We start from the raw sequence: 22,430 nt of genomic DNA, 5'->3' as shown, positions 1-22,430 counted from the left end.
GCGTCCGCAGGGTGCGCTACAGGTCGTAATGGCGAAGTTCGCGCGCGATCAGCAAGCGCTGGATTTCGCTGGAGCCTTCGTAGATCTGAGTGATGCGGGCGTCCCGGTAGTATTTCTCCACCGGGTAGTCTTCGAGATAGCCGTAGCCGCCGTGAATCTGGACCGCCTTGGAGCAGACCCACTCCGCCATCTCCGAGGCGAACAGTTTGGCTTGCGACGCCTCTGACAGACACGGCTTGCCTGCCGTGCGCAAGCGTGCGGCGTGCAGGACCATCAGGCGTGCGGCGTTAATGCGGGTGTGCATGTCGGCCAGCAGATTGGCGATGCTCTGGTGCTCGATGATCGGCTTGTCGAACTGCACCCGCTCACGGGCATAGGACAATGCCGCTTCGAAGGAGGCGCGGGCGATGCCCAATGCTTGAGCCGCGATGCCGATGCGCCCGCCTTCGAGGTTGGCGAGAGCGATGGAGAGGCCCTTGCCGCGCTCGCCCAGCAGATTGGCTTCGGGAATGCGGCAGTCGCTCAGGGTCACCGCGCAGGTGTCCGAGGCCTTGATGCCCATCTTGTGTTCCATGCGGTCGACGGTGTAACCGGGGTTGTCGGTGGGCACCAGAAACGCCGACAGGCCTTTTTTGCCCAACTCCGGGTCGGTCACGGCGAAGACAATCGCCAGCTGCGCGCGCTTGCCGTTGCTGACGAATTGCTTGGCGCCGTTGAGCACCCATTCGCCGTCTTTCAGTTCGGCGCGGGTGCGCAGGTTGTGGGCTTCGGAACCGGCGTGCGGTTCGGTCAGGCAGAAACAGCCGATGGCCTGGCCGCTGGCGAGTTTCTCCAGCCACTGTTCCTTCTGCGCCTCGGTGCCGTAATTGAGCACCGGGCCACAACCCACCGAGCTGTGCACACTCATCAACGTGCCGGTGGCGGCGTCACCTGCGGAGATCTCTTCGACTGCCAGCGCATAGGCGACGTAATCGATGTAGGTACCGCCCCATTCCTCGGGGACGATCATGCCCAACAGGCCCAGTTCGCCGAGCTTGCTCACCAGCGCGTCGTCGATCCAGCCGGCTTTTTCCCAGGCTTGGGCGTGGGGCGCGATTTCGTTGCGGGCGAATTCGCGCGCCATGTCGCGGATCATGATTTGTTCTTCGGTCAGTTCAAGGTCTTGCATGGGTCACGCCTCATGACCGCTGAAAAAACTCGCCACGTGTTCGGCATCCAGCGCCTCGACGTTCGACGGGTTCCAGTGCGGTTTCTTGTCTTTGTCTACGATCAAGGCGCGCACGCCTTCGATCAGGTCCCCCCGTTCGAACCACTGACGATCCAGATGCAGCTCCAGGTCGAAGCAGGCGTCCAGCGGCAGATGACGGCCCCGGCGCAACAGCTCCAGCGTCACGGCCATGGCGAGTGGCGAACGGGTTTTCATCAGGTTGGCGGTGTCCACGGCCCAACTGTGGGTGTCGATCACCGTCACTTCCAACAACTGTTCGATAATGCTCGGAATGTCTGGCAGGGCGAAGAAATGATCGATGGCTGGGCGCAGCTTTTCCAGCGGCGGTTCGGGCAATTGCTGGACGGCGATTTTCGCCAGCGCGCCTTGCAGGTCCTTGAGCGGGGTGAGGGTCCACTTCAGCGTGTCGAGGTGACGGTCGAGGTCCGCCAGCCGGGCGCTTTGCAGGTACCAGTCGGCGAGGCCGCAGTACAACGCGTCGGCGGCCTGAATCTGCACGCCGGTCACGCCAAGGTAGACGCCGAGCTCACCCGGCACCCGAGGCAGGAAATAACTGCCGCCGACGTCGGGAAAATAACCGATCGCCACTTCCGGCATCGCCAGACGACTGCGTTCGGTAACCACGCGTAAATCAACGCCCTGAGCCAGCCCCATGCCGCCGCCCAGCACAAAGCCATCCATCAAGGCGATGACGGGTTTGCGGTAGTGATGGAGGGTGAGGTCGAGCGCGTACTCTTCGACGAAGAAGGTCTGGTGGTGGGTCTGGTTGTTTTTGTAGCTGTCGTACAGCGAGCGGATATCGCCCCCCGCACAGAAGGCTTTTTCTCCGGCGCCTCGCAGGACGACGGCGTACACCTTATCGTCCTTGGCCCAGGCGTCGAGCTGGTGTTGCAATTGCCGGACCATGTCCAGATCGATGGCATTCAACCCTTGCGGGCGGTTGAGGGTGATGTGGCCGATGTGATTGCGTACTTCGGACAGAACGGTGTAGCAGGCGGGTTCCTGCCCTGAAGACGTGGCCGATACTACCTGTGCCGTCATCGCTGACTCCCTGTGGCTCTTGTTCTTCTTGCTCGTTCAAGCGACCCGATGAAGGCCGCACTCCGTGAAAATCAACCGGGATGCTAACAGCCACATTTTGCAATTGAAATGAAGAATCGAAGCCGGGGGAGGGCATAACAGACAATCCCGCGTCCGACGAAGAGCCAGGTGCGGGACGGGAGCGAGTTCATTCACGAACGGAGGGGCATGCGATAGAAATGTGTCGGATGTGCAGCCGCCTTCGCGAATGAATTCGCTCCCACAGTTGAGACCTTGCACGGCTTCAAGACTTGCGCAGGTTCTGTAGCAGTCCGGCGTGCCAGCGGCAGCGACACCGCCACCGCCACCGCCGGCAAGCCGTGCCGCATCACGCGTGCAAACGGAACAGCGCCATTTCCGGAGCGTTGCTGATCCAGTATTGACTCACCGCCCATCCCGCCCGCGCCGCCAGCCCGGTAAACGACTCCACCGTGAACTTGTGTGAATTCTCGGTGTGCAGCCGCTCACCCGCCGCGAAGTGAAAGCGATGGCCCGCCACGGTCACGTCTTGCTCGACCTGACTCACCAAATGCATTTCCATCCGCGAACGCTCGGCGTTCCACAGCGCGAGGTGTTTGAAGGCAGTGACGTCGAAATCAGCCCCCAGCTCGCGGTTGATGCGGGTCAGCAGATTCAGGTTGAAACGCGCCGTCACCCCCTTGGCATCGTCGTAAGCCGCCACCAGCGTGTCGATGTCCTTGACCATGTCCACGCCGACGATGAACTGCGCGTGTTCGCCCAGTACCTGATGGGCACCGCGCAAAAACGTTACCGCTTCATCGTGCGTGAAATTCCCGATGGTGGAGCCGGGAAAGAAACCGACGCGGGTCAGGCCTTCGACTTCCTGCGGCAGTTTAACGACGCGGGTGAAGTCATCCACCTGCGGCGCGACCACTAGATTCGGGTAGGTTTGGCGTAGCGCCTTGGCGGCTTTTTTCAACGCCGTCGCGCTGATGTCAATGGGCACGTAGACCGCCAACTGCGGCGCGGCATCCAGCACCAGCCGGGTTTTCTCGCTGGCGCCACTGCCAAACTCCACCAACGCAGCGCCTTCGGGAATCGACGCTGCAATCTCGCCCGCAATCCCTTTCAACAAGCCGGTTTCGGCGTTGGTGGGGTAATACTCATCGGTCTCGCAAATGGCCTCGAACAGGTCGGAGCCTTTCGCGTCGTAGAAGTATTTGGGGGAAAGCGTCTTGCTCGGCGCTGACAACCCGGCGATCACGTCATGGGCGAATTCGCTGTCTTGCGGATTGACCACCCCCGGCTGGCGACTGTCGCGGGCCAGGCGCAACCCTGTGATGACCCAGCGTTTGTCGGTCGGGAAAAAGTTGCGATAAGTCAGGCGGCAATGATCGGGGGAGGTGACGCTGGCACCGCCGCGCAACACCATCTGATTGACCATGAATTTGCCGTTGTACTCGCCCACCGCACCGGCCGACGGCTTGAAGCCGGGGTAGGCGCTGTAGGCGCTCTGGGTCCACTGCCAGGCCACGTCATCCACTTGCTCCAGCAGACCGGCGCGCGCGGCGGCTTCCCACTCCGCTTCGGTGGGCAGGCGAGCGTCGGCCCAGGTCGCAAACGCAGCGGCTTCGTAATAGCTGATGTGCGTGACCGGGGCGGCCGGGTCGATGTCTTCCAGGCCGCGCAGGCTCATGCGCTTCCAGCCGTTTTCGTCGTGTTGCCAATAGAAGGGCGCGGTCCAGCCGTGTTCCTGAATCAGCGTCCAGCCCTCGGACAGCCACAGCGCAGCGGTTTGATAGCCGCCGTCGGCGATGAAACTCATCCATTCGCCGTTGGTGACCAGCCGATCGCTGATTTCAAAAGACTGTAAATAGGTGGTGTGGCGGGGACCTTCGTGGTCGAACGCAAAGCCTTCGCCGCTGTGGCCAATCTGCGTCAGCCCCGCGCTCAGCGGCTTGAACTGGCCGCGACGGCCCGTGGCATCTTTCGGCCAGGTCGGGTCGTAAGCGGGTTTGAGCGAGGACAGGCTGAACAGGTGCAGGACGTCGATCAGCAACAGTTCCTGGTGCTGCTCTTCGTGGGCCAGGCCCAATTCGATCAGGCTCGACAGCTCATCGGACAGGCCGCCCATTAACAGCGTGGACATGTGCTCATCGACGTATTTGCGGTAGGCCTTGACCTGATCGACGCCCGGCCGGGTCATCAGACCTCGTTGCGGACGCGGATGGCGCGGCCCCACGGCTTCGTAATACGAGTTGAAGAGGTAACCAAACGTCGGATCGAACGGCGTGTAGTCGGGCACGTTGGGAATGATCAAAAACGTCTCGAAGAACCACGTGGTGTGCGCCATGTGCCATTTTGCCGGGCTGGCGTCGGGCATCGACTGCACCACCATGTCTTCGGGACTGAGCGGCGCGACCAACTGTTCGGTGCGACCACGAACGCTCTGATAGCGCTTGCACAGCGGGTCCGTGGTGGGGGTTTCGCGTAGCTGGCGTGAGTGACGCATCGGTTTCTCTCCGGGTGTCGTGTAGCGCAAGCGCTTCGAGCAGAGTGGCGTCGGTTTCAGTGAATTTCCAGGGTCACCTTGTCGGGGTAGAACGCGACATGGCCCTCGATTTCCTTGACCGATGGGTAGGCCTCTTCATAGGTCCAGACGGCGTTTTCCGCTGTTTCGCCGTTGGCGCTGAGGCTGAAATAGTTGGCGTCGCCCTTGTAGGGGCAATGCGTTCGATGTTCGGTTCTAACGTAATGTTCAATCGAAATATCCGAACGGGGGATATAAATCACCGGCGGATATTTGGCTTCTTTCAGCTCCAGCGCCTTGTCGCTTTGCGCCACGCGCACGCCTTTGAATTGAACCGTGACGCGGCCTTGCAGCGGGGCGATGGTGATGGGGTGATCGGGACCCGGGATTTTCATGGCAATGACTCCTGTTGGACCGATTAAACGGCAGCCCGAATGTCGGACGCTCGGGTGCCGAGGAAGATGGGGAGTGTAATAGCATAAAACCAGGGGCAACCGTATGTTGGTCGGATTTTTGTGGTGTTGATACCAAGGGCGTGCGGTCTTGGTTCTGCCGCGCGCAGGAGACGCCTCGGAGCTAGACTCTCCTCCCACTCACCCCGGCCGCGAAAAACCTGCAAAACAACCTAATCGTCACAGCATCCGGTCCATGAGTGAGTAATATCGTTCTGCCCACGGTCACAGGACTGCATTCACCAGGTCTGCTCGATGAACGACAAGTACACCCCCCACGACTGGGCGCCCCATGAGCGGCCGACAATACCGGGCTCGCCGTCCACGCCTTTGCATTCGAATCCCAAGCGATGGGCGTACGCCATCGTCGGTGTGATTGTGGCGCTGACCGGGGGGCTGGGGAACGCATTGGTGGTCGCCAACCTGCAATACCTCCAGGGTTCGCTGGGGGCGACGCAAGCGGAAATTGCCTGGCTGCCTGCGGCGTACGTCATGACCAATGTCTCGATGAATCTGCTGCTGGTGAAGTTTCGTCAACAGTTCGGTCTGCGGGCGTTCACCGAAGTGTTTCTGGTGCTGTACGCGCTGGTCACTTTCGCCCATTTGTTCGTCAACGACATCGAGTCCGCTGTCGCTGTGCGTGCGGCCCACGGTATGGTGGGCGCGGCGCTCAGTTCGTTGGGGCTGTATTACATGATCCAGGCCTTCCCGCAGAAATGGCGGATGAAGGCGTTAGTACTCGGCCTCGGCACGGCACAACTGGCGACGCCGCTGGCGCGTCTCGTTTCGGAAGACCTGTTGCAGATCGCCGAATGGCGCGGGCTGTACCTGTTCGAACTGGGGATGTGCCTGTTGGCGCTGGGCTGCGTCTTGATCCTCAAATTGCCGCCGGGGGATCGCTTCAAGACCTTCGAAAAACTCGACTTTCTGACCTTCGCCTTGCTCGCGTCCGGCTTTGCCGCGCTGTGTGCGGCGCTGTCGCTGGGGCGCATCGAGTGGTGGCTCGAAGAACCCTGGATCGGCCTGGCCCTGGCGTTTTCCATCGCCAGCATCATGGCGGGGTTGTGCATCGAACATAACCGCACCCGACCCTTGCTGATCACCCGCTGGCTGGGGAGCGGGCGGATGATCCGATTCGCCCTGGGTGTGTTGCTGACCCGTATCGTGTTATCTGAACAGGCCACCGGCGCCGTGGGCTTCCTGCAAGGGATGAATCAGGGCACTGAGCAATTGCACACGCTGTACCTGTTCATGTTGCTCGGCAGCATTGCCGGCCTCTTGGTCAGCGCCCTCACCATTAACCCGCAACACCTGTTCAAGCCACTGATCATCTCCCTGGCGCTGATGGCTGTCGGCTCGATCATGGACAGCTTTTCCACGAGCTTGACCCGAGGCCCGCAGATGTATTTCAGCCAGTTCCTGCTGGCGTTCGGCGGCACCTTTTTTCTTGGCCCGACGCTGGTGCTGGGGATCAGCGGGGTGATCAGCAACCCGCGCAACATGGTCAGTTTTTCGGTGATGTTCGGGATATGCCAGAACGTTGGCAGCCTGATCGGCTCGGCGCTCCTGGGAACGTTTCAGGTCTGGCGTGAGAAATTTCATTCGGCGCACATCGTCGAGCACGTCACGCTGCTCAATCCACAGGTGCAATCGCGCCTGCAAAGCTCCAGCGGGGCCTATCTCTCAGCGATTGCCGACCCCTCGGCGCGCACCAATCAAGGCATTCGTGCACTGGCCACGGCCGCCACGCGCGAGGCGAATACCCTGGCCTATAACGACGTGTTCATGCTGATCGCGCTGATCGCCATCCTCACGGCGATCTGGATCACGGCGCGGGCCACCTGGCTGTGGATCACCACCGAGCCGGTCGCACCGTTCACCCCTGCACAACCTTCAGCACAACCTTCCGGCGCTCAACCTTCATGACAGAATCTGAAAAGCCTTCCGGCCCTGCCTCTTCCTCTCAAACCCCCGGGCCTGCTCCGGCGCCCGCGGTCATGCCCGCGACCAGCCAGCCCCGGTCAGCGAGGATCAGGCTGGTGTCGTCCATTCTGTTTGGTGGCATCGCTCTGGCAGGCGTGCTGATCGTGCTGTACGCCTGGCAACTGCCGCCGTTCAGCAGCCCTATTGAAAGCACTGAAAACGCACAGGTGCGCGGGCAGACCACGATCATCGGGCCGCAGTTGAGTGGCTACGTCTACGAAGTGCCGGTGCAGGACTTTCAGTGGGTGAAGCAGGGCGACTTGTTGGTGCGCATCGACGATCGCATTTATCAGCAGCATCTCGATCAAGGGCTGGCGCAACTGGGGATTCAGAAGGCCGCGCTGGACAACAACCTGCAACAGCGTCGCAGTGCTGAAGCGACGATCCTGCAGCGTCAGGCCGGTGTGGTGAGTGCCCAGGCCCAGAGCGACAAGGCGGCCGCCGACCTGCGCCGCAATTCGGCACTGGTCAGCGACGGCTCGGTGTCGAAAAGCGAACTGGACGTGACCCGCGCCGCCGACGCCCAGGCCCGTGCCGCGCTGGCCGAGGCCAAGGCGTCGCTGGAGATTTCGCGACAGGACTTGCAAACGGTGATCGTCAACCGAGGCTCGCTGGAGGCTTCGGTGAAAAACGCGGAAGCGAGCATCGAGCTGGCGCGTATCGACCTGACCAACACGCGCATCACGGCGCCCCGCGACGGACAATTGGGGCAGATTGGTACGCGTCTGGGGGCTTATGTGAACGCCGGGGCGCAACTGATGGCGCTGGTGCCGCGGCCGCGCTGGATCATTGCCAACATGAAAGAAACACAGATGGCCAACGTGCGCCTGGGACAACCGGTGAGCTTCACCGTCGATGCATTGGAAAACCGCAAAATGCGCGGCCGCGTGCAGCGCATTTCGCCGGCTGCCGGGTCTGAGTTCAGCCTGTTGCCGGCCGACAACGCCACCGGCAACTTCGTGAAGATCGCCCAACGGATACCCGTGCGCATCACGGTAGATAACGATCAGGACGCTGTAGATCGCTTGCGTCCGGGCATGTCGGTGGTGGTCAGCATCGACACCAGCCAGGACGGCCCCGTGCCGCCTGACCCGGTGGACGGGACGGTGGATCAGGGCCAGTGACGTTGGCGACGATGTGCGCTGACGATGAGTGCGAGTCTAGCGCCCTCTTCGCGAATGAATTCGCGCCCACAGGGTTCGGCAGCGCCCCGCTGCTAGGGTCGAACGCGGTCTGAACTGTAGGAGCGAATTCATTCGCGAGAGGCCCGAGCAGGCGACATGCATGCATCGCCTGAATCTCCGTCTCGCGAATGAATTCGCGCCTACAGGGGACGGCAGCACCTCGGTTATGGGAGTGAATCAGGCTTACACCATCCGCCGCACGGTGTTGTCCTTGCGCACGACGTGGTGCCAGATCGCGGCGACGACATGCAGGCCGATCACGTAGTAGAAAATCGTGCCCAGCAGGACGTGAAAGTGTTCGAGGGTCTCGGCGGTCTCCTTGGAAATGGCGAACGGTGCCGGGATGGCCAGCGAGGTCAGCGGGACGGGCAGGGCGCCGCGCTCCAGCAACACCGTGAAGAGCCCCAGCAGCGGTTGAATGAACAGAAACGCATACAGCGCGTAATGGGATAACGTGGCGGCCAGACGAAGGGCACCTTCAAGCGGCGGCGTAATGCCCGGTGGCGTGTGGCGATGACGTTCAGCGATCCTGAAGAACGCCATGATCAGCACCACGATCCCCACCCAGAAATGCGTTTGCACCACAAAGGTTCGCAGGTCAGTGCCTCGGGCAAACTGACTGCGGCTAAGGATCAGCGCGTAAGCCAGCACGATCAGAATGGCCATCGCCCAATGAAACCAGCGGGCTTTGTAGCTATAGCGCTCGGTGTTTGCAGGTGTGCTCACGGTCAGACTCCTTGGTCCAGGTCTTTTTTGCCCCGCTTTTTTTGCCGGGCTTGGCGTTATGAACGTGAGGATGGCAGCAGGTTTCGCTCACCCTCAAGCCCTGTGTGCGATTTGCGCGGCGCGCCGGATGCATATCGCGAGTCGGGGTTGATTCAGGCAACATCATGACGGGCAGGATTAACGTTAAAACCGATACGTCGAGAGCCCTTGTGAAACTTTGCCCTGTCGTTAAGTGAGCGTCATCTTTGACTGAGTGGTTTCAAATCATTAAGAGTGTTCAATAAATAGTAAGACTTGTTGAGATTGTCCTGATAAGTATCGTCAATACCCTGACGCTATTTAGTTCCATCCTCGTTCGGGGTTATTCAAATGAATATAAAAATCGGGGTTGAATAGTTTTGAATTGTTAATGAGGTCTTATCGTTTTCTTATAACTATTCGTGATTAAAAAACCATCAAAACGGATTTGACAGGGCATTCGCATGGATCCATCTTTAGGTCCGACGGTTCAAAGCCCCGGACTATCAGTCTGAATAGACTGGCATTTTGCCCAGAATTCTTTGGGACCTCTTGTTGACTCACAAAAAATCGCAGGAAGGACTCTACATCATGGATGTCCCTGAATTCGTTCGCCTTTTAAAACTAAGAAATATGGATTCCGAAGTGTGGTGGGACGCTTCTCCAACCGTATACATCGCGTTTAAACACACACTGCTCATGAAATACCCGAGCATGTCCGCCGTCATTGAACAGTGGATGCCGGACGCGCTCGCTACAGGCTTGAACGGCATCAGTGGCGCAACTACCAACCCTTGTTTAATTACTCAGGCTGTCTTGAGCGAGCCACGGCGGTGGCGTGATTTTCTGTCCGGATTACCGGCCAGTTTCAGCGATGCGGACAAGGCACGCCAACTCTACGACCACGTGATCACCCTCGGTGCCGCGACAATGGAGCCGCTTTGGGTCGCGTCACGTCGTCGGCAGGGCTGGTTGTCCGCGCAGATCCCCGGTGCGCAGGGGATGATCGCTGATGCGATGGTCGCACGAGGGCTGCAATTGGCCGCTCTGGCACCCAACGTCATGATCAAGGTGCCTGGCAGTGAGGAGGGCTATCAGGCCATTGAAGATTTGGTGGCGCAGGGATGTTCCATCAACAACACGTTCTGCTTCACGGTCTCCCAAGTCGCCGCGTGCCTCAAGGCCATTAACGCGGGTCAACTGCGCGCCAGGCTTCGGGGCGTCAACACCGACTCCGCGCAGTACGTGATCAGCTTCATGATCGGTCGACTCGGCGCTGAAAGCGAGTTCGAGCACCAGGCCGAGCGGCGACGGTTGCGGCTGACTGCATCGGACCGGCGCTGGGCGGAAATCGCGGTTTATCAAGCCATACAGGCCTTGATGCGGCGTCATCAGACCCCCGCCCGCCTGCTGCTGTGCAGCCTGAAAATCGACATTGATGCCTGCGGCCGGGAACACTGCTGGCACCTGCAACGCACGGGAGCCGATACGACCCTCTACACCCTGACCCCGCAGATCATCGCGTTCCTGATTCGCCGTCAACTGCAGAAGCAACCGATTACCCCGGCGGGTGGATGGGTGCAGATGCCCAAGCGCGTGTTGCAACGACTCATCGCGATTCCTTATTTCAATCAAGCGTACTTTGAAGGCGATCTCGCGCCCTGGCAGTTCGCCGCGCACCCGGCGTTCCGCACGGCGAGCCAATATGCCTCTGACGGGGAGGACACGTTGCTCGCTTTCGTCAAAGGGATTGCCGCAGGGTACACGCCGCGTGCCCGGTCAATCAGCGCCCCGATGCGATTGCCCATGGAGCGTGCATCATGAATCGCATGATCGCGCTCTGGGCGCACCCTCGATCTCGTTCAACGGTGTTGGAGCGAGTGTTTATCGAGCGGGGTGATTTCGAGGTGTTTCACGAACCCTTCGCCTCCGTCGCCTTCGATGAGCAGTCCGCCATCCCCCATGACGATCTGAACTGTGGATTACCGCGCACGTATGAGGGCGTCAAGGCACTGCTGCGCTCGACCCGCCAGCGGCGCCATGTGTTTCACAAAGACATGTGCTACCACTGCCCGGACGAGTTGGGCGCCGACGCCGAATTTCTGTTGGAACAGCAGCACGTGTTCATCATCCGCGAGACCGCCCGGAGCATCGTGTCGCACTTCGCGATGTTCGAGCAGATGCCCATGGACGCCATCGGTCATCGTGCGCTCTACGACATCTTCTGCCGCGTGACCAAACTCACCGGAAAAATTCCCTACGTCGTCAATGGCGATGATCTGGCGAAACGTCCGGAACACACCGTGCGCAAACTCTGCGATCACTTGCAGCTGGAATTTCTGCCGCACGCCCTGAATTGGGAACCCTCCTGCCCGCCGCAATGGATGGCGTGGCGTAGCTGGCACCGGGCCGCTGAGCATAGCAGTGGCATCGTTGCTTCACCTGACACGTTCGACGATCTCCCCCTCAAGACCCACCCGCACCTGATGGCGTACTACCGCATTCACCGACCGTTTTATGAGCGCATGAACCAGTTCATGCAGCAGGAGCCTTCATGAAGAAGATCGTCATCACCGGCGCAGGGAACGGCATCGGCAAAGCCACCGCCAAGGCCTGCGTGGAGGCGGGGTATTACGTGATTGCCGCCGACAAGGACAAGGCCGGTCTGCGGGATTTGCAGAGCAAAATAGCCGTCCATCAACTGGAAACCCACGTTGCCGACTTCTCCCGGCCATCCGTTTACAAGGAGTTCATCAGCCGACTGTATGGGGTATACAACCACCGCGCCTTGCACGGCCTGATCAACAACGCGGGGATTTACCACGGCAAAAGCGTCAACGAATACAGCGACCGTGAGATCGACGAAATATGGAAGGTCAACCTCAAGTCGCTGGTCTACTTGTCCAGAGATTTCGCTCAGCAAGAGCTGAACGCCCCACACACCCGCAACATCATCAACATCACCTCGGTGGCCGGTGAAGTCGGCAGCATGGATGCGCTGTACGGCGCCACCAAGGCGGGCGTCATCGGGCTGACGAAAGCCAATGCCTGGAATTTCGCCCCTCGGATTCGGGTGAACGCCGTGTCGCCCGCGCTGATCCGCAATACCTCGATCCACGACCGCATTCCTGAGCATCGCCGCAAAGAGTACGAGCGTCAGGAAGTTCTCAAGGACCCCATCGAGCCCGAAGGCGTCGCTGACGTGATCATGTTTCTGCTTTCCGATCAAAGCCGCCATCTCACGGGAAAAGTCATCGCAGTGGATAACGGGGCCTACCCGCGCTAGTCCCTGCGCAACGCAATCGCTTCTGGAGATCCATCATGCAACGCAAAAAAAGGCTGCTTATTGTCGGCGGCGGGAATCTGTGCCTGCAGATTCTGCAAATCCTCGTGCCCCGCGATCAGTTCGAATTTCACGTCGCCAGTCGCGACCCGGAAAACGTCACACGACTGAGCAATCTGGTCCGTTTGGCCGCACTGCAGCTGGACGTGCAGGCGCACATCCAGTGCTGGAAAATGAACCTCATCGAATCGGACATCGAGCGCAATGCAGAAACCCTGGCGCGTATCAGGCCGGACATCATCCTCAACTGCGCGTCGCTCCAGTCCTGGCGCGTCATCACGCAATTACCGAGGGCCACGTTCGAAGCCCTCGATCAGGCTCAACTCGGGCCTTGGCTGCCCATGCACCTTGCACCGGCTTACGCCTTGATGCGGGCCGTGAAACATGCGTGCCCGAGAAGTCTGGTCGTCAACGCGGCGTTTCCCGATGCGGTCAACGCCGTGCTGTACAAGGTGGGCATGGCGCCAACAGTGGGGATTGGCAACATCGCTAACCTCGTCCCGGCGACCCGTAGCGCCATTGCGCGACTGGCCCGGTGCGAACCGCAGGAAGTGAAGATCAAACTCGTGGGTCAGCATTATTTCACCCACTACGTGCCACGTCGTGGACTGCCACCGAACGCCAGTTTCGACCTGACGTACTGGATTGGCGACAAGGAATACACCGGTTACTTCCGCACCCGGGATATTTTCGGCTGCGTGTGCGACACCTTCCGGCGACTCGGCGGGATCGACGGGCAATACCTGACAGCCATGTCGGCGGTTTCGGTGATCGAACATCTGTTTTCCGACACCGAGGCCCATCTTCATGCGCCAGGTCCGGACGGATTGCCGGGCGGGTATCCGGTGAAAGTGGGCATGGGGCGTGTCTTGCTGGGCCTGCCGTACGGCCTCAAGCGTGAGGTCGCGATCAAACTCAACGAGATCGGTCAGCAACAGGACGGCATCGACATCATCCATGCGGATGGCTCCGTCGAGTTTGGCCGGGAGCAGATGCACGTCATGGAAACGATGCTGGGCTACTTCACGCACGAAATGAAGGTGCAGGACGCAGCGGCTCATGCCTGCGAACTGGGCCGTAAATACCAGGCGTTCGCCGATAAAATCCGCCAACAGGGAGCCAGCCATGTCACTCAACCAAGCCTCTTCACCCGTCAGGTTGGCTGATACGGCCGACGCTGATTACGCCCGTCAATACAACGCGGATTTCGTCAGCCGCTGGGACGAATTGATCGATTGGGACAAACGCGCGGCAGGTGAGGGGCATTTTTTCACCGATCTGTTGCTCGCCGCCGGGGCCTGCCGGGTGTTCGACGCGTCCACGGGCAGCGGCTATCACGCCGCCCAGTTGCGCAAAGCCTGTTTCGAGGTCACAGCCTGCGACGGCAGCCCGACCATGGTTCAGCAGGCGCGGGCCAACCTGGGACGACTCGACATCCATATTCCGGTCTACCAGAGCGATTGGGCCGATCTGAATCGTCTGCAACGAAGGCATCGGCTTGGATCATTCGATGCCGTGGTGTGCCTGGGCAGCTCGCTCTGCCACCTCTTCGACCGTGAGCAACGGATCGAGGCGCTGCGCCGCTTTCGCGGCCTGCTGAAGCCGGGGGGGATGTTGCTGATCGATCAACGAAACTTTCAGGCCATCCTTGCCGGGCACTTCACGTCATCCGGTCAGTATTACTACTGCGGCAAGACGGCGAAGGTCACCATTGGCGCGCTGCATGACTCGCTGTGTGAGTTCGTCTACACCTTCGCCGACGGCGCCCGCTATCAGTTGCGGGTGTTTCCCCTTCTCCCGGCGCAGTTGCGCAGTGAACTCAGGGCGGCAGGCTTCTCGATCCAGCAAAGTTTCGGTGATTTCAAGCGGGTCTACGACCCGATGTACGCGGACTTCATCATTCACCAGGCCATCGCCTGACACGCCAGAGAGGCGAACTCATGAACAGTCCCCAGCATTTTTTTCCTGCGGCCACGCATTTGGTCGCCTATCCGTTTCGCTCGTTCGCGATCTCCCCGGGCGTCTCGTGCCCGCGTGTGATCTGGTTCACCGGGCTGTCGGCGGCGGGGAAATCCACCCTGGCTGACCATCTGAATCCGATCTTGCGGGCGCGCGGGTTAAGCACCTGCATTCTCGATGGCGATAGCGTACGCACAGGGCTGTGTCGAGACTTGGGTTTTTCCGACCTTGATCGGGAGGAAAACGTGCGTCGGGTCGCGGAAGTCGCGGCGCTGATGGCAGATGCAGGGCTGACGGTGCTGGTGGCGCTGATTTCGCCTTCCCGCGCGTCTCGGCATCACGCCCGTTCGATCATCGGCAACGAACGTTTCGTCGAGGTGTTCGTCGATGTGCCGTTGGCGGTGGCAGAGGCACGTGACCCAAAAGGCCTGTACCGACGGGCGAGGCAGGGTGAGATTCGAGGCTTTACGGGGATCGATTCGGCGTACGAGGCGCCGGTGTGGCCAGAGGTGCACATTCGCAGCGACCAGCTTGGGGTGTGCGAAGCGGCGGCCGTGATTGACGCGTGGTTAAGGGCGCCTGAAAGGGCTGTAGCCTCCGGTTTATAGCCCTCCGGGCCTCGACGCCGTAAAAACGGTCGTACGCGCGACGTTGCTGTCACGGCTGTCAGAAAAGCCAGCGACTGCGGCCATCTCTGCCATTATTGATTGCTCAATTAATGGCAGGGGCGGGCGATGTCCATCGGTCAGTTGAAAATCAACGCCATCCGGTTGGTCGGCGGCGTGAGTGTGCTCGACTACCTGAACAGTTGCGATGGTCGGCGCCCTGGCAGCTCATTGACGGAGGTGGTAGACAAACTGTCGAACCTCGAAGACATCGTGCACTGGTTCAGGCACGCGGGTCTGATCGAGCCGGATGAGCATCAGCGATTGCTGGAGGTGGTGGGGGCGTCGTCCTGGCATACGGTCACCGCCTTCAAGGGCCTGATCGCCGTGCGCGAGTCGCTGTATCGCTTGTTCCTCGGTCTGGCGCTGGGACGTGCGGCGGATGCCTCGGCGCTTGAAACCCTGAACGTCATGCTGATCGAGACAGCGGCGCAACGGACGCTGGTGTCAACGCCGATGGGCGTGCTCTGGCGCTGGCGGGCGCTCGAAACCCTGGCTGACATGGTCGCGGGCTTTACCGGGCGTCTGGCGGTGCAGGCGGCGGGATTATTGACGTCGCCGGATCTGGCGCGATTGAAAGTGTGCGCGACCCCGGATTGTGACTGGCTGTTTCTGGATACCTCCAAAAACGGGCGTCGGCGGTGGTGCCAGATGAACGTCTGCGGGGCCAAGGAAAAGGCGAAGCGGGCGGTGGGGGCAGTTTGAAGCGCTGACAGTCTTGGAGGCCGACGCATTCTGCTTCTGCCCGAAGGCCGTAGGAGAAGGCATGCCCGTTCCTCCGCTCATCGGGCGGAGGCGGTGCCAGGGCAACCGTTATGCGCGCACCGGCCTGCCTCATACAAAAACCACGGAACCTGCCCGGTTCTCAAGCTTCATATCTCTTGTTCAGAGCCGTCGCGGCACCCGCCGTGAGGTCGAGCACAGAGAGCACTTGCATGAGCGATATCCGCATCGGCATATCGGGCTGGCGCTATGTGCCGTGGCGCGGGGATTTCTACCCGGTAGGTCTGGCCCAGAAAAACGAACTCAAATTCGCCTCCAGAGCGGTGAACAGCATTGAAATCAATGGGTCGTTCTATTCTCTGCAGTCGCCGGACCTTTATGCCCGCTGGTACGCCGACACCCCCAAGGGCTTCGTGTTCAGCCTCAAGGCGCCGCGCTACATCACCCACGTCAAACGCCTGAACGACATCGACGAAGCGCTCGCCAATTTTTTCGCCTCGGGCATTTTCCAGCTCAAGGAAAAACTCGGCCCGATCCTCTGGCAATTTCCTCCCAGTTTCAAATTCGACGCAGAGAAATTCGAAGCCTTCCTCAAGCAATTGCCCCACGACGGCAAGGCCGCCAAGGCCTGTGCCAAAGGCTGTGCCGCGCGGATGGAGAAGCCCGGTTACCTCGACATCCCCGCCAAAGCCCGCCTGCGCCACGCCGTTGAAATTCGCCATGAAAGCTTCGCTGTCCCAGAACTCATCAAGCTCCTGCGCACCTACAAAGTGGCGCTGGTGGTCGCCGATACCGCAGGCAAGTGGCCCTATCTGGAAGACCTGACCTGCGATTTCGTCTACCTGCGCCTGCACGGCGACAAACAGCTGTACGCCAGCGGCTACACGCCCAAGGCACTGAAACGCTGGGGTGACAGGATCGACCTGTGGCAGCACGGCTCGCAACCCGAGGACGCGCACCTCGCCGAACCCAAGGCCCCTCGGGCACGTAAATCCCGGGACATCTATTGCTACTTCGACAACGACATCAAAGTGCGCGCGCCCTATGACGCCCGCAGTTTGCTGGAACGTTTCGAGCTGACAGCCGATCTGGAAGTCGCCCCCGGCGATCTGCAAGGAGTGACGTTTTGACCCGCGCCCTGACCCCTGAAGACATCGCCAGCCGACGCCAGGCCGCGTCGGCCGAGATCACGTTGAACGTGCTGACCATGAACATGCACATGGGCTTTGGCTTTCTCAATCGCCGTTTCATCCTGCCGGAGTTGCGCGACGCGGTGCGCAGCGTGTCGGCGGACGTGGTGTTCCTCCAGGAAGTCCACGGCGAGCAGCAAAACCACGCGCAGAAGGTCAAGAACTGGCCGACCACGTCGCAGTACGAATTCCTCGCCGACAGCATGTGGAACGACTTCGCCTACGGGCGTAACGCGGTCTATCCCCACGGCCATCACGGCAATGCGCTGCTGTCGAAATACCCGATTATCCGCCACGAAAACCTCGATATCTCGATCCTCGGCACCGAAGAACGCGGCCTGCTGCATTGCGTGCTGGACGTGCCACGTTTCGGCGAGGTCCACGCAATTTGCGTGCACTTGGGCCTCAAGGAAGGGCACCGCCAGCAGCAACTCAAACTGCTGGCCGATCTGGTGACACGGCTGCCGCCGGACGACCCTGTGATCATCGCCGGCGACTTCAACGACTGGCGACAAAAGGCCGATGCCGCGCTGGTCCCGACCGGACTGCGCGAAGTCTTCGTCGAATCGTTCGGCGCCCCGGCGAAAAGTTTTCCGGCGCGTTTTCCGCTGCTGCGGCTGGACCGCATTTACGTGCGCAATGCGCAGATCCGCGCGCCCAGGGTGCTGTCGAATCGGCCCTGGTCGCACCTTTCCGATCACGCGCCGCTGGCGGTGGAGGTGACGTTGTGAAGCCATTCAGTGACCGATGTGGCGTGTGGCAGGACGGTAACTCTGCCGAGCTGTTGATCAACGGCGAAGACTTCTTCGGCCGGGTGTTCGAGTGCATTCGTGCCGCGCAGAAAGAGGTGCTGATCGAGACCTTCATCATCTTCGAAGACCGGGTGGGCGAGGGCTTGCAGCAAGCGGTGATCGAAGCGGCCAGTCGGGGCGTGCGGGTGGTGATCACCGTCGACGACTATGGCACCAGCGACCTGAGCACGGCGTTCGTCCAGGCGATGATCTCGGCGGGTGTGCAAATTCAGCTGTTTGACCCGCGCCCGAAACTCATGGGCATGCGCACCAACCTGTTCCGTCGCCTGCACCGCAAGGTGGTGGTGATCGACGCCGAGCTGGCGTTCATGGGCGGTATCAATTACAGCGTCGATCACATGGCCGACACCGGCATCACCGCCAAGCAGGATTACGCCGTGTTGGTGCGTGGGCCTATTGTGGCGGACATCTACCGCTCGACCCTGAACATGCTCGGCCCGGCCGTGCGCAAGACGTTCACACCGCTCAAGGTTGTCACCCGGCGGGCAGGCAGCGCACGCATGCTGATGGCGGAACGGGACAACCGCCGCCACACCACCGACATCGAAGAGCAATACCTGCTCGCCATGCGCAGTGCGACCCAGCGCATCACCATCGCCAACGCGTATTTCTTCCCCAGCTATCGGTTTCTGCGCGAACTGCGCAACGCCGCCCGGCGCGGGGTCAAGGTCACGCTGCTGCTTCAAGGTCAACCGGACATGCCGTTCGTGCGCATGTGTTCGCGCCTGACCTACACCTGGCTGCTGCGCGAAGGCGTGGTGATTCACGAATACAAACAGCGGGCGCTGCACGGCAAGGTCGCTCTGATCGATCAGGAGTGGTCTACCGTGGGCTCCAGCAACCTCGACCCGCTGAGCCTGGCGCTGAATCTGGAAGCCAACCTGTTCATCCGCGATCCCGCGCTCAATCAGCAACTGCACGAACACTTGCAGGAACTGGCAGCGACTCACAGCAAGCAGGCCAACCTCAAGGGCTTGGCGAAAGGGCAGTGGTGGCGGGCGCCGATGATCTTCTTCAGTTTTCACTTTCTGCGGCATTTTCCGGCCATCGCCGGGTTGTTCCCGGTACACGGGCCGCGCCTGAAACCGGTACGTGCGCCGGATGCCTTGCCCGAAGCCGAAGTGCTCAAAGGCGAGCTGTCGCCTGATCAGGAGAAATTGTCATGAGCGGGGTAACGCAAGCATCGACCCATGCCGAGAAACCAGCGGCAGCTGGCAAACACAAGGCGTGGCTGACGTGGGCCAAGCGCGGGCTCACGCTGTTCTTCTTCATCGCCGTGCCGGTGATGCTGTTCCTGTTGATGAAGAACCTGGACTGGAACGAAGTCGCCCACGCGCTGGAGTCGTACAAACTCAGCACCCTGGCGTTGGGGTTTCTGGTGGCGACGGGGAGTTACCTGACCTATTGCGGCTTCGACGTACTCGCCCGGCGCTACACCGAGCACAAACTGTCGGTGGCGCAGATCGTGCCGGTAACTTTCGTCTGCTACGCGTTCAACCTCAATCTGAGCTCGTGGGTCGGCGGGATCGCCCTGCGCTATCGCCTGTATTCACGGCTGGGGCTCGACGTGCCGACCATCACCCGGATTCTCAGCCTGAGCCTGATCACCAACTGGCTGGGCTACATGTTGCTGGCGGGGTTCGTCTTCGCGGGCGGCTTCATCGACCTGCCCGACGGCTGGAAAATCGGCGACACCACGCTGCAACTGATCGGCTGTGTATTGCTGGTGGTGTGCTTCGGTTATTTCACCGCGTGCCGGTTTTCCAGGAAGCGCACCTTCACCATTCGCAAGCAACAACTGGTGCTGCCGTCGCTGAATCAAGCCTTGCGACAGGCGCTGTTAGGCGCGCTGAACTGGGGTCTGATGGCGCTGCTGATTTACATTTTGCTGCCGGAAAAAGCCTTCTACCCGGCCGTGCTGGGGATTCTGCTGATCAGCAGCATCGCCGGGGTCATCGCCCATATTCCTGCGGGGCTCGGAGTGCTGGAGACGGTGTTCATCACCCTGATGCAGCACCAGTTCAGCAAGGGGCAACTGCTGGCGGCGCTGATCGGGTATAGGGTGATCTATTTCCTGATTCCGTTGATGCTGGCATTGATCGTGTATCTGGTGCTGGAGAAACGCGCCAAGGCGATGCGCAGCAAGAACGAGGCGCGCAAGGTTTAATGAGCGCGACGGTTTGGTCGGAACGGCGATGCGCCCTGTGGGAGCGAATTCATTCGCTAAGGAGCAGCAGCCGACACATCTCCATCGCCTGGACGCCCTTCGCGAATGAATTCGCTCCCACAGAGGGTTTGCGGTGTGTTGAAAAATTTCCCGCCCATCCCACCTGCGACTGTTCGCTCCCACAGGGGCTGAGTGCAGCCCCATGTTCTGCGATCAATCCCGACCCGCAAACATCCTCACCGCATCCACCGCTTCATTCGTCCCATTGCTGATCTGCACGATGGCCGACCCGGCCTGATCCGCCAGGTCCACGCCCTTGGCCGCATTGCTGCGGGTGTTGTCCATGCTGACGATGGCCTGTCGTGTTTCGGTCTGAATTAACTGGATCATCTCCGAAATTTCCTGCGTCGAACGACTGGTGCGCCCCGCCAGTTGCCGCACTTCATCGGCCACCACCGCAAACCCTCGGCCCTGATCACCCGCCCGCGCCGCTTCAATGGCGGCGTTCAACGCGAGGAGGTTGGTCTGATCGGCGATGCTGTGGATGGTGTTGACGATGGCCGTGATCTGTTCGGAGCGTTCGCCCAACTGGCCGATGATCCGCGACGAGTCCTCGATGTTTTGTGAGATCTGGCGCATTTCCCCGGCGGCCTGCTGGATCACCTGCGTGCCTTGCTCGGCGACTTTCTGGGTCTGTACCGAAATGTGATAGGCCTGCGCGGCACTGTGGGCGTCCTGTTCGTGCTTCTCGATGCGCGCCGTGACGTCCGAGGCGAACTTGACGATCTTGCACAGCTTGCCGCTGGCGTCGTAGAGCGGGTTGTACGAGGCTTCGAGCCACAGGGTCTGGCCGTGCTTGCCGACGCGCTTGAACTGGTCGCTGAAAAACTCGCCCTTATTCAGCCGGCGCCAGAAGTCCTGATACTCGGAACTGTTGACCAGGTCCGGAGGGCAGAGCTGCTTGTGGTTCTTGCCGATCAACTCCTGACGGCTGTAGCCCATCAGGCGCAGCAGGTTGTCGTTGGCCGACAGAATGCGCCCGTCCAGATCGAATTCGATCACCGCCATGGCGCGGTCAATGGCTTGCAGTTTGTTGCGCGATTCGTTCTCGGCCTGTATGCGCGCGGTCACGTCCATCGCATATTTGACGACCTTGACCACCTTGCCGCTGGCGTCACGCACCGGGTTATAGCTGGCTTCCAGCCACACCGTGCTGCCGTCGCCTGCCAAACGCTGGAACGTCGCCGAGACGAATTCACCACTGCGCAGGCGTGACCACAGCTGCGTGTATTCCGCGCTGCGGGCGTAGTCAGGGGTGCAGAACATGCGGTGTTCTTTGCCGATCACCTGCTCGGGGCGATAGCGCATGGCGTTGTAGAAGTTGTCGTTGGCACTGAGCACGAAGCCATTGAGGTCGAATTCGATGCTCGCCATGGAGCGGCTGATGGCTTCCAGCAGACTGGCCTGGTGAGCGACGGTCAGTTGCAGGTCCTGGATGGTCTTGTTCTTGGACGAGTCGAAAAACATGATGGCGGCTCAGGCAAATGGAACAACGGTGGGTTCCGTTCCTTGGCCATGGAGCATGGGTCAATGCTCAGCTGCGGTTTCCTTTTGCAGTGCAGTGATCATCACAAACGTGATATCAAAAAGCTACAGTTTATGTTGTACAGCTCGTCGGTTTTGTACAGGATTATAGTGGCGTGGCCTAGAGGCATTCGCATTTGTATGGGGTGTATATTCATTGCTGCGGTAACGGCTACTTAGGGTTCCGCCCTTACGGCGGGTCACTTTTGGCAAGAGCGCCCCAAAAGTAACCAAAAACGCTTTGCTCCTGGTTCGGCCCTCCTTCGTCGGGTTCCCTCACCCCGGCGACGCTCCGTGGGTCCGCGCCGAACGGACATCCATGTCCTTGCGGCGCTCTCGCGGCATCCATGCCGCTCGGCCCACTCCGCGTCGCCTGCATTCAGCCTGCACCCAAGTCGCGTTCTGCGGTGTCTGAACTGTCGCGTCTGAAGATCAAGAGCCGCTTGCTGGAGCTAACGCTCTTCGCGGTGTAATGACCTGCGCAAAGCTTCAATACGTACACGGGTCTTAACTGTGGGAGCGAATTCATTCGCGAAGGGGCCGGTACAGCTCATACCTCTCTATCGCCAGAACCGTTCTTCGCGAATGAATTCGCTCCCACAGGGGAATGGCGGAGCGGCACAGGTTTGCGCTAAACCTAAAAGAGCCAGAGGCGTCGCTTGGCTTTGGCTTTGGCTTTGGCTTTGGCTTTTGATCTTGTACCGAAAAATTCCAGACACCGCCGAACGCGACTTGGGTGCAGGCCGAACGCAGGCGGCGCGGAGTGGGTCGAGCGGCATGGATGCCGCGAGAGCCGCGCTGGGCCATGGATGGCCCTTCGCGGCG

At 60.4% G+C, this 22,430-nt stretch carries 18 protein-coding genes and 2 pseudogenes; 13 read left to right on the top strand and 7 right to left on the bottom strand.

Features of this window, described 5'->3' with window-relative positions; all coding sequences use genetic code 11:
* Positions 1–16: 16 nt before the first annotated feature.
* From GVN17_RS00095 to GVN17_RS00080, 4 genes are all read right to left on the bottom strand, one after another.
* The gene (locus GVN17_RS00095) at positions 17–1,168 is read right to left on the bottom strand and encodes an acyl-CoA dehydrogenase family protein (RefSeq protein WP_166593203.1); all 1,152 of its coding nucleotides are present in this window, start codon (positions 1,166–1,168) and stop codon (positions 17–19) included.
* 3 nt (positions 1,169–1,171) lie between these two features.
* On the bottom strand, positions 1,172–2,269 hold the full coding sequence (locus GVN17_RS00090; protein WP_166593202.1) for an enoyl-CoA hydratase/isomerase family protein: 1,098 nt from the start codon (positions 2,267–2,269) through the stop codon (positions 1,172–1,174).
* 367 nt (positions 2,270–2,636) lie between these two features.
* Positions 2,637–4,781: an ergothioneine biosynthesis protein EgtB gene (egtB, locus tag GVN17_RS00085; RefSeq protein ID WP_166593201.1), complete on the bottom strand. Its 2,145-nt coding sequence runs from the start codon at positions 4,779–4,781 to the stop codon at positions 2,637–2,639.
* Positions 4,782–4,837: 56 nt separating this feature from the next.
* Complete coding sequence (locus GVN17_RS00080; RefSeq protein WP_166593200.1) at positions 4,838–5,194, bottom strand: DUF427 domain-containing protein; 357 nt, start codon at positions 5,192–5,194, stop codon at positions 4,838–4,840.
* Between the two features lie 312 nt (positions 5,195–5,506).
* Here GVN17_RS00080 and GVN17_RS00075 point away from each other — a divergent pair, with 312 nt between their 5' ends.
* Both GVN17_RS00075 and GVN17_RS00070 read left to right on the top strand, forming a co-directional pair.
* Entirely contained in the window at positions 5,507–7,177 is a 1,671-nt protein-coding gene (locus GVN17_RS00075) for an MFS transporter (RefSeq protein ID WP_166593199.1), read from the top strand.
* A complete protein-coding gene (locus tag GVN17_RS00070; protein ID WP_166593198.1) occupies positions 7,174–8,358 on the top strand; it encodes an HlyD family secretion protein in 1,185 nt (394 codons plus the stop codon). Before GVN17_RS00075 ends, GVN17_RS00070 begins: the two co-directional genes overlap by 4 nt.
* Before the next feature lie 243 nt (positions 8,359–8,601).
* Here GVN17_RS00070 and GVN17_RS00065 read toward each other — a convergent pair whose 3' ends face one another.
* Positions 8,602–9,144 carry a cytochrome b gene (locus GVN17_RS00065; RefSeq protein WP_166593197.1) on the bottom strand — a complete coding sequence of 181 codons (543 nt, stop codon included), beginning with the start codon at positions 9,142–9,144 and terminating at the stop codon, positions 8,602–8,604.
* A gap of 732 nt (positions 9,145–9,876) precedes the next feature.
* Between GVN17_RS00065 and GVN17_RS00060 the strand changes: the two genes are divergently transcribed.
* The 11 genes from GVN17_RS00060 (at position 9,877) to GVN17_RS00010 (ending at position 20,021) form a co-directional block, all read left to right on the top strand.
* A complete protein-coding gene (locus tag GVN17_RS00060) occupies positions 9,877–10,986 on the top strand; it encodes a transaldolase family protein (RefSeq protein WP_166593196.1) in 1,110 nt (369 codons plus the stop codon).
* A complete protein-coding gene (locus tag GVN17_RS00055; RefSeq protein ID WP_166593195.1) occupies positions 10,983–11,720 on the top strand; it encodes a sulfotransferase family protein in 738 nt (245 codons plus the stop codon). Before GVN17_RS00060 ends, GVN17_RS00055 begins: the two co-directional genes overlap by 4 nt.
* On the top strand, positions 11,717–12,448 hold the full coding sequence (locus tag GVN17_RS00050) for an SDR family NAD(P)-dependent oxidoreductase (protein ID WP_166593194.1): 732 nt from the start codon (positions 11,717–11,719) through the stop codon (positions 12,446–12,448). The genes GVN17_RS00055 and GVN17_RS00050 overlap by 4 nt, the downstream gene beginning before the upstream one ends.
* A gap of 35 nt (positions 12,449–12,483) precedes the next feature.
* Positions 12,484–13,671: a hypothetical protein gene (locus tag GVN17_RS00045; RefSeq protein ID WP_166593193.1), complete on the top strand. Its 1,188-nt coding sequence runs from the start codon at positions 12,484–12,486 to the stop codon at positions 13,669–13,671.
* Positions 13,631–14,425, top strand: a complete 795-nt coding sequence (locus GVN17_RS00040) for a bifunctional 2-polyprenyl-6-hydroxyphenol methylase/3-demethylubiquinol 3-O-methyltransferase UbiG (RefSeq protein ID WP_166593192.1) — start codon at positions 13,631–13,633, stop codon at positions 14,423–14,425. Before GVN17_RS00045 ends, GVN17_RS00040 begins: the two co-directional genes overlap by 41 nt.
* A 20-nt stretch (positions 14,426–14,445) precedes the next feature.
* Positions 14,446–15,072 carry an adenylyl-sulfate kinase gene (gene cysC, locus GVN17_RS00035; protein ID WP_166593191.1) on the top strand — a complete coding sequence of 209 codons (627 nt, stop codon included), beginning with the start codon at positions 14,446–14,448 and terminating at the stop codon, positions 15,070–15,072.
* Positions 15,073–15,198: 126 nt separating this feature from the next.
* Positions 15,199–15,834 (top strand): CGNR zinc finger domain-containing protein, encoded by a 636-nt coding sequence (locus GVN17_RS00030; protein WP_166593190.1) that lies wholly within the window; start codon positions 15,199–15,201, stop codon positions 15,832–15,834.
* 230 nt (positions 15,835–16,064) lie between these two features.
* Positions 16,065–16,982, top strand: coding sequence for a DUF72 domain-containing protein (locus GVN17_RS00025; RefSeq protein WP_166593189.1), 918 nt, complete (start codon positions 16,065–16,067; stop codon positions 16,980–16,982).
* 77 nt (positions 16,983–17,059) lie between these two features.
* Positions 17,060–17,773, top strand: coding sequence for an endonuclease/exonuclease/phosphatase family protein (locus GVN17_RS00020; protein ID WP_371928471.1), 714 nt, complete (start codon positions 17,060–17,062; stop codon positions 17,771–17,773).
* Positions 17,770–19,020 (top strand): cardiolipin synthase ClsB, encoded by a 1,251-nt coding sequence (clsB, locus tag GVN17_RS00015; protein ID WP_371928462.1) that lies wholly within the window; start codon positions 17,770–17,772, stop codon positions 19,018–19,020. The genes GVN17_RS00020 and clsB overlap by 4 nt, the downstream gene beginning before the upstream one ends.
* On the top strand, positions 19,017–20,021 hold the full coding sequence (locus GVN17_RS00010; RefSeq protein WP_166593188.1) for a lysylphosphatidylglycerol synthase domain-containing protein: 1,005 nt from the start codon (positions 19,017–19,019) through the stop codon (positions 20,019–20,021). Before clsB ends, GVN17_RS00010 begins: the two co-directional genes overlap by 4 nt.
* Before the next feature lie 213 nt (positions 20,022–20,234).
* Here GVN17_RS00010 and GVN17_RS29845 read toward each other — a convergent pair.
* Positions 20,235–20,666 (bottom strand): annotated as a pseudogene (locus tag GVN17_RS29845) (methyl-accepting chemotaxis protein); the annotation flags it as partial.
* Positions 20,667–20,771: 105 nt separating this feature from the next.
* Positions 20,772–21,455, bottom strand: a pseudogene (locus GVN17_RS29840) (PAS domain-containing protein); the annotation flags it as partial.
* Positions 21,456–22,430 lie beyond the last annotated feature (975 nt).

Origin of the sequence: Pseudomonas sp. SLFW (genome assembly GCF_009905615.1) — a bacterium.
Classification (GTDB): domain Bacteria; phylum Pseudomonadota; class Gammaproteobacteria; order Pseudomonadales; family Pseudomonadaceae; genus Aquipseudomonas; species Aquipseudomonas bambusae.
The sequence above is the reverse complement of the archived record's forward strand: the minus strand, read 5'-3'. Positions and strand labels throughout refer to the sequence as shown.